This window comes from Paenarthrobacter aurescens (genome assembly GCF_025421775.1).
In the GTDB taxonomy this organism is placed as follows: Bacteria; Actinomycetota; Actinomycetes; order Actinomycetales; family Micrococcaceae; genus Arthrobacter; species Arthrobacter aurescens_B.
Map to the genome: position 1 here is coordinate 136,092 of NZ_JAOEFX010000003.1, position 12,685 is coordinate 148,776.

Annotated in this window: 10 protein-coding genes; 6 read left to right on the forward strand and 4 right to left on the reverse strand. The window is 64.5% G+C overall.

What is annotated here, in order from left to right; genetic code table 11:
- Positions 1-71 precede the first annotated feature (71 nt).
- The 5 genes from N7568_RS06840 to N7568_RS06860 all read left to right on the forward strand — a co-directional run bounded on the left by N7568_RS06840 (position 72) and on the right by N7568_RS06860 (position 9,124).
- Positions 72-2,078, forward strand: a complete 2,007-nt coding sequence (locus N7568_RS06840; RefSeq protein ID WP_261609140.1) for an Hsp70 family protein — start codon at positions 72-74, stop codon at positions 2,076-2,078.
- A gap of 3 nt (positions 2,079-2,081) precedes the next feature.
- Positions 2,082-4,151 (forward strand): helix-turn-helix transcriptional regulator, encoded by a 2,070-nt coding sequence (locus N7568_RS06845; RefSeq protein WP_261609141.1) that lies wholly within the window; start codon positions 2,082-2,084, stop codon positions 4,149-4,151.
- Positions 4,152-4,326: 175 nt separating this feature from the next.
- A complete protein-coding gene (locus tag N7568_RS06850; protein ID WP_261609142.1) occupies positions 4,327-5,634 on the forward strand; it encodes an IniB N-terminal domain-containing protein in 1,308 nt (435 codons plus the stop codon).
- Positions 5,635-5,762: 128 nt separating this feature from the next.
- Entirely contained in the window at positions 5,763-7,652 is a 1,890-nt protein-coding gene (locus tag N7568_RS06855) for a dynamin family protein (RefSeq protein ID WP_261609143.1), read from the forward strand.
- On the forward strand, positions 7,649-9,124 hold the full coding sequence (locus N7568_RS06860; protein WP_261609144.1) for a dynamin family protein: 1,476 nt from the start codon (positions 7,649-7,651) through the stop codon (positions 9,122-9,124). Before N7568_RS06855 ends, N7568_RS06860 begins: the two co-directional genes overlap by 4 nt.
- Here N7568_RS06860 and N7568_RS06865 read toward each other — a convergent pair.
- Both N7568_RS06865 and N7568_RS06870 read right to left on the reverse strand, forming a co-directional pair.
- Positions 9,105-9,707 (reverse strand): hypothetical protein, encoded by a 603-nt coding sequence (locus N7568_RS06865; protein WP_261609145.1) that lies wholly within the window; start codon positions 9,705-9,707, stop codon positions 9,105-9,107. The genes N7568_RS06860 and N7568_RS06865 overlap by 20 nt on opposite strands.
- Before the next feature lie 6 nt (positions 9,708-9,713).
- Positions 9,714-10,148, reverse strand: a complete 435-nt coding sequence (locus N7568_RS06870) for a PLD nuclease N-terminal domain-containing protein (protein ID WP_261609146.1) — start codon at positions 10,146-10,148, stop codon at positions 9,714-9,716.
- 87 nt (positions 10,149-10,235) lie between these two features.
- Between N7568_RS06870 and N7568_RS06875 the strand changes: the two genes are divergently transcribed.
- Positions 10,236-10,547: a DUF4229 domain-containing protein gene (locus N7568_RS06875; protein WP_261609147.1), complete on the forward strand. Its 312-nt coding sequence runs from the start codon at positions 10,236-10,238 to the stop codon at positions 10,545-10,547.
- Between the two features lie 61 nt (positions 10,548-10,608).
- Here the strand turns inward: N7568_RS06875 and N7568_RS06880 are convergent, their stop codons facing one another.
- Together N7568_RS06880 and N7568_RS06885 are read right to left on the reverse strand one after the other, a co-directional pair.
- The gene (locus N7568_RS06880) at positions 10,609-11,490 is read right to left on the reverse strand and encodes a 1,4-dihydroxy-2-naphthoate polyprenyltransferase (protein ID WP_261609148.1); all 882 of its coding nucleotides are present in this window, start codon (positions 11,488-11,490) and stop codon (positions 10,609-10,611) included.
- A 51-nt stretch (positions 11,491-11,541) separates the two neighbouring features.
- On the reverse strand, positions 11,542-12,681 hold the full coding sequence (locus N7568_RS06885) for an AMP-binding protein (RefSeq protein ID WP_261609149.1): 1,140 nt from the start codon (positions 12,679-12,681) through the stop codon (positions 11,542-11,544).
- Positions 12,682-12,685 lie beyond the last annotated feature (4 nt).

The window sequence follows — 12,685 nt, forward strand, 5'->3', positions numbered from 1 at the left end:
GGTGCTAACTTGTTCAGAACCCGCTTGTGATGCAGCCCGCTAGCGACGCGCCGTGTTCTTTTGAGGTAACTATGAGCTATGTTCTCGCCATTGACGTCGGGACGAGTTTTACCGCCGCAGCCCTTGCCAGACCCCACCAAGGCCCCAATCCAGCTCCTGAAATCCTGCCGCTGGGATTGCACGGCAGCGCTGTGCCCTCCGTGCTGTACTACGCCGACGACGGCCGGGTCCTGGTAGGCGAAGCCGCCGAACGCCGCGGATTGGACGATCCCCAGCGCATGGTGCGGGAGTTCAAACGCCGCATCGGTGACTCCGTGCCCATCGCAGTCGGGGCGACCTGGCTGGCTCCAGAGGACGTCTACGCCACCATGGCACGCTGGGTGGTGGAGAGGGCCGAAGAGCGCGAGGGAAGTTCGCCGTCGTCGATCATCATGACGCACCCGGCTGCATGGGGACAGCACCGAACCTCGCTGGTCCTTGCAGCGCTCACCGTGGCGGGTTTGCACGACCTCACCCTGATCACCGAGCCGGAAGCGGCAGCCCTCCACTACGCCTCCCAAACGCGTGTGGAGGACGGCAGCACCATCGCGGTGTACGACCTCGGCGGGGGTACGTTCGACACCGCCATCCTCCGCAAAGCCGGAGCCGGAAACTTTGAACTACTGGGCCGTCCCGACGGCATTGAAACCCTTGGCGGCGCCGATTTCGACGCCGCCGTCCTGCGTCACGTGATGGACCATATCTGCGCTTCAGCGGACTTCGATCCGACGGCACCGGACACCCTGGCAGCCCTTTCCCGGCTGCGTCGCGAATGCCGGGAGGCCAAGGAAGCACTCTCCATGGACAGCGAATCCAGCGTGGCCGTGTCATTGCCTGGCACGCAGCAGTCCGTGCGGCTGGTCCGGGCCGAATTTGAATCGATGATCGAAGCACCCATCCGGGACACCGTGGAAGCCCTTGAACGCAGCCTTCGGAGCATCAACGTTGACGCCCAGGATTTGAGTGCCGTGCTGCTCATCGGAGGGTCCTCGCGCATTCCCCTCGTGGCAGAGATGATCTCGGTGGAACTGGGCCGGCCAATCGCCGTGGACGCCGATCCCAAGTCTTCCATCTGCCTCGGTGCTGCCCTCGCCGGGTTGCGCTCCAGCGGGGCGGGTACCGCGGACGCTGTCGAATCGGAAGCCATGGAGGTAGGCACGGAGTCGGCTGGTGCAGTGCGGGAGCGGCCTCACGTCGCACGGCCTGCGCTGGCCCTCACCCCGCTGAACGCCGCGTCCGCCAAACCGGGCAAGCACACCCCCCGGCCCCGTGTACGGATGGCAGCCGCCGCTGCGGTAGCCGCCACCGTATTGACCATTGCTACTGCAACGGCGGCACAGAGTCCGGATGGCACCGGACTGCTGGCCTCGATGTTCGGCAACCAAGCGGCTGATGTCATGCGCGACGGCGGTGCGCAAGGCGCGGGGGCCCAAGCCGCCAAATCCCAGGGGAGTGGCGCTGGTGGCGGCGCCGCCAGCGACGACCCGGCAACGGGACTTGAGGCCAGCGTTGGGGCCGGGGTCACGAGGGCCGGGACAGGAACCGGAAGGAGCCCGGCACGTCCAGGAACTGCCAACGCGGGGAAGGGCAGCACAACCACGGGATCGGGAGCGGCCGCTGGGGCGGTCGCAGGGCCATCCGGCGGCACCACTCCGGGTTCTGGCGGGACCGGCAGCACGGGCACTCCTGCTGCGCCCGGGACCCCCACGACTCCGGGCACTCCCACCACTACGCAGCCCACTCCAACCCCTGACCCGACAGGGGGTGCTGCCAGTGGACCGACGACTCCTCCACCCACAACACCGCCGGTAACCGAACCAACCACACCGCCAAGCACTCCGTCGGATCCAGTCACTCCACCGCCGTCGCCCGAGCCAACGGTGCCGCAGCCCGAGCCCACGGTCACGCAGGATCCTCCGCCTTCGCCGGAACCAACCGTGCCCCAAGAGCCCACACCGCCGCCAGCTACCCTCGACCCCACGCCCCTGCCCACGGAAACCAGTCCGGTCCCGGATCCAGCGCTGCTTTCGGCGGTTTAGCCCATGACGGGACCTGACCATATGCCCGGGCACTTTCGTCCCGGGGCGGACGATCACTCCCTGACGGAACCTGCCGTCATTCACGAGGCAGGTTCACCCGGCCTTCCGGATCTGACGGGCGGTTCCGCCGCCGTCCGTGAGCTGCTGCTTGCCCTTTCCATCGGGTTCACACTTCCTTCGCCCCTGCCGCGAGGACTTGAAGGCCGTGACGGGCTGGACGCGATCATCGCCGCAGCCAAGGACACAGGTCTGTTGTTGCCGGACGGGACTGTAGTGGGGACCGCCCAATATGCCCTGTTGAAGGGCACTCCGACCGGCCGCATCCGGGCGCTTCAAAGGGAACTGGTGGACAAGGTCCTGGAAGAGGGGCGCCCCCTGGGAGATCTGGCCCGCGAACTTGCCAGGAGTGGCCTGCAGGATTCCCGCGTTGCCATGGAACTCGAGGAGGCAGCAAACAAGGTCCTGGATACGGATCCGCGGCTGGCCGTAGATCTCTACTCCGAAGCACTCCTGGCCGGAAACGGTGAACTCGACAATGCAGCCAGGAGGGCCCAGGCTGCCGCGGCAATTGGAGACATGGACGCGGCCGGCAGGCTGGTGGACCGACTCCTCGCCTTGCCCGAACCGCCGGACCTTCGCCTGGGAGTGGATGTGGCGGCCGCGGTGTGGGCACAGCGGGGCATGCTCGCCCGCAGCGCCGACACGTACGGATGGCTGGGGCCGGACAGGATGGCGGGGTCGGCACCACTGGCGGCCGTGGCCATGATTGGCTCGGGCAACGCGGTGGCAGCGGAAGAACTCCTGGCAGCCAGCCCGCCCACAGGCTCGCCAACCCTGCTGGCCGTGGCCTTATCGCTCACCCAGGAAGGACTGCGGCAGACCCTCGGACCCGCACCTCAACTGGCGCTGCCGGAGCTCATCAGGGCATCTGACATGATGAACGCCTCCGGGGCCTCGATTCCCTTGCCTGAGACCCCTGGTGCCTTGGCCGCGCTGTGTGCCATCCACAGCGGGGAACCCGCAGTAGCAGACCACGTGCTCAAAGCTGCGCTGGCGGCAGGACAGGGTGGCGACGCTGCCCGGCCCAGGCTCTTCCTCCTGCAAGCATGGTCCTCGATGCAGCAGGACAACGCCGATGAAGCACGTTTGTCCATCAATGAGGCCGTCAAGGCGAACCACTGGCCCCTGGCACCGCGGGATGAACTCCTGTTGGCGGCACTGGACGTCGGGTTGGCCCGGCGTGGCAGCGATGTGCACGAACTGGTTTTGGCGTGGGACCGGGCGCGGGAGGCCATGATGCACGTCTCGGTGGACCTCTACAGCCTTTTGCCGTGGGGCGAATTGATGATCGCCGCCGCGCGGCTGCGGGAGACACGTCGGGTGTCGCACTACTTGGACGCTGCCTGGGAGCTGCTGGGAAGGCTGCGAAACCCGCCTCTCTGGTCCGTACCCCTGCACTGGGCCGCGGTGCAGGCAGCTTTGCTGAGTGAAAGCCCCACGGAGCTTGCCCCGCACGCGGCTGCGCTGGTGCGCGCCTCTGAACATAGCCATCTGGCTTCCGTCCTCGCCGCTGGCGGTAAGGCCTGGGTCTCCGTGCTGGCAAGCCGGTTTGAAGCGTCCGACGTCGAAACAGCGGCCCGTGGGTTGGCCGCCGTCGGGATGCCCTGGGAAGGGGCGCGCCTGGCGGGCCACGCCGCCGCGCACGCGGAGGAGCGACGGGACATGGTGAGGTTGCTGGCCTGCGCGCGGGACATCCACCCCCAAAGCCCCTCGCCGGGCGGGGGTTCGGAGCGGGCAGAAGATTCACACAATGACGTACCGGCCCATGTTGTTGCGGAGGGCGGCATGACCGGTGCCGCAGACCCGTCAGGGCTAAGCGCCAGGGAGCGCGAGGTAGGCCGGCTGCTCCTGGAGGGTAAGACCTACCGCGAGATCGGCGAGGCGATCTACATTTCGCCACGCACCGCGGAACACCATGTAGCACGGATGCGGCGGCGCTTAGGGGCCGAAAGCCGCTCGGAACTCCTGGTCCGCCTGCGCCTCGCGTTGGGGGAGGGGTACCCACCTCCCTGAGCGGGGACCCCCACCACCCCCTAACCAAGAACCGGGTCATCCCCTAACGCCGGGGCACGCGGTAGGGGGACCACCCCCGATGCCCGGTCCATGGGCACGGCAATACGTTGAATGGGAGCCCGGCAAAGGCGCCGGGCCAATTACCACCCACCACAGAATTTGAGGGAGCACTCCAATGCCTACACTCGCACAACAGCTCGTGCAGTTCCTGATGAGCCTGTTCAACGATCCCGACGCCGCTGAAGATTTCGTCAGGGATCCGGAAGCGGCCCTTGCCGCAGCCGGCCTCAGGGACGTTTCCTCAGCGGACGTCGACGCAGTTCGCCCCGTGGTCCTGGACTATGCGCCCATCAACGCGCGCTCGTCGTTTGACCGTGAATACAACACCGGCGGAAATCACGGCTCCACTGGCGGCGGCGCCACATGGGGTGGAGACAACGACGATGACCGCCCCAACGGCGGCGGACGCCCCGATCATGACGACGACCACGGCGGTGGCGGCGGCGCTGGTGGTGGCTGGGATGGCCATGACGACGACCATGACCATGACCATGACGATGACCACGACGGCGGCGGACATGGCGGCGGTGGTGGTGGCTGGGGCGGCCATGACGACGATGATGACCACGACGGCGGCGGACATGGCGGCGGCGGTGGCTGGGGTGGTGGCGATGACCACGATGATCACGCGCACGCCGTTCAGCAACTGGTCCACGTGGTGAACAACTACTCGTACACCACCAACATCGACGACCGCGACACCATCACCGACCAGTCGGTGAACCAGAACATCTGGGCTGACGGGGACGTGACGCAGCTCTTCAACCAGGACGCAGTGGTTGCCTCGGGTGACGGTGCCATTGCTGCCGGCGACGACGTGAAGGACTCCGGCAACACGACGACGAGCACTTCGACCACCACCACCAATACCGACGACCACTCCTTCAACATCAGCGAGTCGGGCCCTGGTGACGTTGAGGTTGGCAATACGGACATCGAGGTCAAGGACTCGTTCAACGACAACTCCGACCACTCGGTGACCAAGGACTCCTACAACACCGATGTTGATGTTGACGTCGATATTGAGGACTCCTTCAACGAGGACAACTCCAGCCATACGGACAATTCGAACAACTCCGTCAATGTCTCCGATTCGTTCAACGACAACTCCACCGATGTGGACGTTGAGGACGTCCAGCTCATCCACGACTCCGTGGTGGTCCAGGACAACGAGCTCGATCTGGAGTACTCGCCGGACAATTCCACCAACGTCGAAGTAGACGACGTCAATGTCATCAACGATTCCATCGTGGTGGCGGACAACGAGGTGGAGTACACCAACATCGAAGACAACGTGGTGGTGGCGGACAACGAACTGGAATTCGACAACTCCACCAACCTGGACGTCGAAGACGTGGATGTCGAGTACAACGACATCGACGATTCGATCGTCGTGGCCGACAACGATGTTGAAATCGATTAGCACCAAGGAGATCCGAAAGGCGTAGCGAAAGCTGCGACGCGAAGTACCCCAGCAGTGCCCGGCAGGCGGATCGTCGTCTGCCGGGCACTTCGTGGCCCCGACGAGGCAGGCAGAGCAAAGGACAGGCTGTGGCGGAAACAGTACGCATGACCACGTTGGTGGAGCAGGGCATGGCGCTGGTGGGGGAACGGAATGATCTGAGGCGGCGGTTGGAAAACACCCGCAACCGCCTGCAGGATCCGAGCGTCCGCGTGATCGTCGTGGGCGAGTTCAAGCAAGGCAAGAGCCAACTCGTCAATGCTTTGGTGAATGCACCCGTCTGCCCTGTGGACGACGACATTGCCACCACAGTGCCAACCGTCATACGGCAGGGGGATCCGGCGTCGGCCGTTGTCCTTGTTCCAAGCGCGGACGGGCCCACACCAGACGCAGGCCTTGAGGGAGACTCCGGGGGCCCGGAAGGCGGGCTGGAGCGCCAACCAGTACATCTTGACCAGCTCGCGGAATACGTATCCGAGAAGGGCAATCCGGGCAATGCAAAGAAGATCGTTGCCGCCGAGGTTTTACTGCCGCGGAAACTGCTGGCTGGCGGGCTTACGGTAGTGGATTCGCCCGGGGTTGGCGGGCTGGGTTCCACCCACACGCTGACCACGTTGACTGCCTTGCCCTCTGCGCACGCCGTGGTGTTCGTTTCAGATGCGTCCCAGGAATACACCGAACCGGAGATGCGGTTCCTGCGCCAGGCCATGCGCATCAGCCCCAACGTGGTGTGCGTGCTGTCCAAGACCGATCTCTATCCGAGTTGGCGCCAGATTGCGGAGTTGGACCGGAAACACCTCGCCGATGTGGGACCCGGTATTCCCCTGTTCCCGGTCTCCTCCGAGCTGCGCCTCCAGGCAGCCCGGCTGCAGGACACAGAACTGAACGCCGAATCAGGATTTCCCGCATTGATCGCACACCTGAGAAACAACATCGTGGGGGAGGCCGCCAGAATTCAACGGCGATCCGTTGGCCATGACCTGTTATCCGTCACGGAGAACCTCAGGCTGGCCTTGCAGTCCGAACTCGGAGCCTTGGAGAACCCCGAGGGAACTCCGCAGATGATCGCCGGGTTGAAGGCTGCCAAGGAGGACGCAGACCAGCTGCGCAAACGATCCGCCCGCTGGCAGATCACCCTCAACGATGGCATCGGGGACCTCATCGCGGACATGGAGTATGACCTGAAGGACAGGCTCCGCCGTATCCAACGCGAAGCCGAAACGGCCATTGACCACGGCGACCCTGGACCCGCATGGGAGCAGTTCACCCAGTGGTTGGAACAGAGTACTGCTGCTGCAGTCTCGGATACGTTTGTCTGGACCAGTGAACGTGCCCAGTGGTTGGCCACCCAGGTAGCGGATCACTTTTCCGAAGACGAAGTGGCGCTGCCTGCGCTGAAGGTATCCGATACGGGCGGCGTGCTGGACCCGGTGGCTGACATTCAGATGATGGAAGACGGGCGGTTGGGTCCTCTGCAAAAGGTGCTGATCGGGATGCGCGGGTCCTACGGCGGCGTCCTGATGTTTGGTCTGCTGACGGGCATCTTCGGGATGGCGCTCATCAATCCGCTGTCCGTGGGAGCGGGGCTCCTGCTGGGCCGGAAAGCGTTCAGGGAGGACAAAGCAGCACGGCTCAAGCAGCGGCAGTCGGAAGCCAAGATCCTGGTGAGGAAGCACGTTGACGACGTGGTCTTCCAGGTGGGGAAACAGCTCAAGGACAGGCTGCGGCTGGTCCAGCGCGCTACCAGGGACCATTTCACGGAAATTGCCGAAGAGCACCACCGTTCCCTGGCCGAATCCGTGGCTGCGGCGCAGAAGGCAGCAGCCACGTACGCGGTGGAGCGGGATATGAGAATCAAGGACATACGGAACCAACTCAAGGGCGTGGACGCACTCAGCAAGGCCGCGCAGCAGGTGCAGGAAGACCAGTCCTTGGAGAATCAACCCAACCAAGCACCTTCGGCAGTCCCGGCGGGATGATGGAACCGGGAATTGCCGGAGCCTGGGAACTGCTGCGGCAAGCCAGGGACGTCTTCCATGATGACGCGGCAGCGCTCGCCGTGGTGGCAGATCTTCAGGACCGGTTGGAAGGGCCATTGCGGATAGCTGTTGCCGGAATGGTCAAAGCCGGGAAATCAACGCTCCTCAACGCCATCATTGGCGAGGAAATAGCGCCCACCGACGCCGGGGAATGCACCCGCGTAGTCACGTGGTACCGGTATGGGCACACTCCGAAAATCACGCTCTACCCGTTCACGGGCGGACCCCGGACCCTCCCTGTCACCCGTGAGGATGGGCGCCTGGTCTTTTCCTTGGGCGATGTTCAGGCCGGGGTCGTGGAGCGTTTGGTCGTGGACTGGCCAGCAGCCAGCCTGCGGGACCTTACACTGATCGATACGCCCGGCATAGCCTCGTTGTCGCAGGACGTTTCCGGCCGATCCACCGCCTTCCTGTTGCCGGAAGACGCCCCCATGGCGGCGGACGCCGTCATCTATCTCATGCGGCATCTGCACGCCTCCGACGTCCGCTTCCTGGAATCCTTCAAGGACACCGCCGCCGGCCAATCCGGTACCGTCAATGCCCTGGCGGTCCTGTCCCGGGCTGACGAGATCGGGGCCGGGAGGATCGATTCCCTCATCTCCGCGGCAGTCATCGCCGACAGGTACAGCCGCGACCAAAGCCTGAGGCCCCTTGCCTTGGGCGTTGTTCCGGTTGCAGGATTGCTGGCCCAAAGCTCACGCACAATGCGCCAATCGGATGTCGAAGCCATGAAACAACTGGCCCAGATGGATAAGAACCACCGGGAGCGGCTGATGCTGTCCGCGGACCGCTTTGTTCGCGTCGCTGGGCCGGAGGGCCTTGACCAGGACATGAAAGCCTCCTTGGTGCAAAGGTTCGGTCTGTTTGGGATCCGGTTGGCCGTCGCCCTGATCCGCGGCGGGACCACCGATCCCACGGAGTTGGCACACGAATTGGCTCGCCGCAGCGGTCTCGGCAGACTGCTCGACACCATCGAGTACCTCTTCCAGACACGCGCTGACGCACTCAAGGCGCGTGCCGCCGTCGTAGGTTTGCAGTCCTTACTGGGCGTTGCTCCCACCGGCCGCACAGCATCGCTGGAAGCTGCCCTGGAGAGGCTTCAAACCGGCGCCCACGAGTTCCGGGAGCTGAAACTTTTGGCAGCGTTGCGGACCGGTGGCATCGGCATCGGTCCTGAGCAGACGGCAGAAGCCGAGCGGTTGGTGGGCGGGCGCGGCAGCACAGTTGCCCTGCGGCTGGGACTGGAACCGGACGCAAGTGCCGGGCACATCAGCGAGGCTGCCCGGGACTGTTTGAACCGGTGGCGGCTGATCGCGGAAAATCCACTGACAGACCCATCGGGCCTGGAGGCCTGCCGTGTTGTCATCCGCAGCTGCGAAGGAATGCTGGCTGCTATGCCCGCCGTTCGCTGAGCAACCAGGCAGTAGTCGATGGGAAGAACAGCAGGATCAGGCCGGCTGCGGCGAGGATGAACTGAGCAGCCAACAGCGCTGTGGCCATGGTTCCGTCCGCCCCGGGCGCCACCACAAAGTCGGCGGTAATCACCGTGACCACCGCGTGCAGGAGGACCAACGGTGCCAATGCCCACCGCGCCCAGAGGCGGCGCTTGAAAAGCACGGCCAACAGGACCGCTTCCATGGCTGCAACCAAGGCAAGCATGGCGAGGCTTCCCAGGAATACGACGGCGGTTGCCCCCTCTACTGCCTGAGCGTCGCCGTCGGGAACCAGGCCTCCGATGACGGCCTTCAGGCGTTCAAAGTGGGAATCACGGCCGAGGAAGCCCGTCACCACGACGGCGATTCCCGCCACGAAGCTCGCCACCCACAACGAACGGGAGAGCCGCGCGGGACCCGGCGGCCTGACAACCGCCTCTATGGGCGGCGGCGTGGACAGGGAAATGCCCGGGCGGGGTGGTGGTGCGGGGGGTGTTGCCGGCCCGCTGGCTGATGGTGTGGTGGAAGGTGACTGCCGTGAACCATCAGCTTGCTGGGCCATGTTTACCTACTTCAGTTCGTCGGTGTCATGGGGGTCCGGCTCGCTCCGCTTGGCATCGCCGGGTTTGAAACCGTTGCCTTTGGCGTCACCGTCAGCATCGGACGGCTTGTCGCCGCGTTGCTTGGCATCGTGTTCAGCCTTGAGCTTCTTCAAGCGATCATCCTCAGCCTGCTTACGGCGGCGGGTTTCGAGGTTTCGGAGGAATTCGGGGTCGTCGTCCGGGGCCGTGGGCTGGCGGCGGACGGGCTTGGCCGTGGGCTTGTTGTAAGGACGGCCGAAGATAAACCAAAGGATGGCGCCCAGCAGCGGCAGGACGATCTGCACAATGATCCATGCAGGCTTGGAAATGCCGCGCGTCAGCCGCCCATCGGTACGGATAACATCCACGAGGGCGTAGACAAAGATGACAAGTACTATGACGACGCCTACAACCCGGAGCATGCACCAAGTCTAGTCGCCGGAAGCCAATCACTGGACGCCCTGTTCCGGCTGTGATCAGAGTGCAACCATCAGGGCGGCTAAACTTGGATGGTGGCTTTCCTGAAGTATTCCCTCATCCGTCTGGCGCTGTTCGTGCCGTTGTTCATTGTCTTCGCTCTTTTGCAGGTGGGCCTGCTGCCGGCGGCCGTCTTCGCAGGGCTCATGGCTTTCGCCATCAGCTACCTCTTTTTCCAGAAACAGCGCGACGCCGCCACTGCCGCAATGCGCGAACGGTTCTCCGGGCGGGCCAAGCCCATCCGCACCGCCGGCGAGGTTGAAGACGCCGCCGCGGAGGACGGCTTGGTAGAGAAGAACCCGGACATCGCAGTCAATAACGACAAGCGCCCGGGTTCCGTCTAGGAGTTTTTGTACAGCTAACGCCCCCAAGAAGCCTTCTTGAGGGCGTTAGCTGTACAAAAACTTAGAAGCCGCGGCTCAGGATCAGGCCCAGCGAGAAGAGCAGGCTGTATCCGAGGTTGATCAGGCCGGTCTGCTTAAGCACCGGAATGAGGCTCTTGCGCTTCTTTCCGTTGACCATCAGCCAGGCGGGCATCAAGCACGCGGGGATCAGCAGCAGGACGATCAGCATCCATGGCTTGGTGGGTGCCAGCACGATCACCAGCAGGATGGCGACGGCCAGCATCAGCACGTAGCTTTCACGGGCGTGCCGGTCCCCAAGCCGCACTGCCAAGGTCCGCTTTCCGGCGGCTGTATCCGTGGGGATGTCCCTGACATTGTTGGCCATCAACAAGGCACACGCGATGAGTCCCGTACCGATCGCGCCGACCACGGCGGCCAGGCTGACTTGTCCGGCCTGCGTGTAGGTGGTGCCGAGGGTGGCAACGAGCCCGAAGAAGACGAACACAAAGATATCGCCCAGGCCCATGTAGCCATAGGGATTCTTGCCGCCCGTATAACCCCAGGCTGCCAGGACGCAGCCGATACCCACCAGGATCAGCCACCACGTTTGGGTGATGATCACCAGGATCAGGCCGCAGATCATCGCGGCGCCGAACAGCCCGAACGCGGCCCACTTCACCTGCTCCGGCAACGCAGCACCGGAGCCGACAAGACGCAGAGGGCCAACGCGTTCCTCGTCCGTGCCACGAATGCCATCAGAGTAGTCATTGGCGTAGTTGACGCCGATTTGGAGAAGGAGCGCGACGAGCGCCGCCAGGATTGCGTTCGGCAGCCGGAACGCTTGGAGCTCGTACGCCGCTGCCGAACCGATCAGGACGGGCGCGATGGCCGCGGGCAGTGTACGGAGCCGGGCTCCTTGAATCCATTGTGCAGCTGTCGCCACGTGTAGTACCTCGTGTGTTTCGCGGTTGATCTTTAGCGGAGAAGAACGTGTCTATTGTCCCTGATGCAGGTTGGAAAGCTGTTCAATCATGGCCAGTCGGTCCGGTTTTCCATTGGGCAGCATGAGTAGTTCCTTGTCCGCGAGCACCGTCTTGGGGGCCAGGACCCCCAGGGCAGCTTCGCGGCGGGATGTGAATCCGTTGATTCCTTCGGGGCTGGGATCGGTCATGGCCACGTACGCCACAACGGCTTGGCCCCACTCGCGCGAGGGAACGCCGGCGACGAAAGCCGCGTTGACGCCGTCGAGCTCTTCCAGCTTGCGTTGGATGTACGCGGCTGAGGCTTTGACGCCGCCGGTGATGATGACGTCGTCGGCGCGGCCCAGTACGGTGAGTTTGCCTTCGCCGGAGAGCTCGCCAAGGTCGCCGGTGACGTACCAGCGGACACCCTCTTCCTCGAAGAATGCAGCCTTTGAGGCGCGCGCGGCGTCTACGTAGCCTGCCGCCACGGTGTCGCCGCCCAGCAGGATGCGGCCTTCCAGTTCGCCCTCACCGATGCGGACCTCGACGCCGTCCAGCGGCTCGCCGTCGTAGACGCACCCGCCACAGGTTTCGGCTGAGCCGTAGGTGGTGACTACCTTGAGCCCTTCGGCGTGGGCGGTCGCGAGGAGATCGGGTGAAGCGGGCGCCCCGCCCAGCAGGATCGCGTTGAAGCGGCGCAGCACAGCGAGCGTTTCGGGAGTGGGGGAGTCCAGGAGCCGCTGCAGTTGCGTGGGCACCAGGGACGTGAAGCGGATCTTGTCCGTCAGTTCCTCAGCGGCAGCGGTGAAGGCCTCCGGAGTGAAGCCGTTCGACTGGTCCATCACCCACGGACGCGTGCCGGCGTAGAGCGAGCGGACCAGGACCTGCACACCTGCCACGTATTGCAGCGGGAGCGCCAGCAGCCACTGGCCTTCGCCGCGCAGGGCCATGGCGGTTGACACGGACGAGGCGGCCAGGGCGTCAACAGTCAGGACGGTTGCCTTCGGCGTACCAGTCGAGCCGGAGGTGCGGACCACCACTGCGGCATCCTCGACGCCGGTCTCCACCGGGACAGCCTGCGGCTCGCCGTTTTCGCCCGGGACGATTTCGACGGCGGGGCCCTCACCGTGGAGGGCAGCCATCAGGGCTTTCAGTACGGGATCGATGTCCACGGGG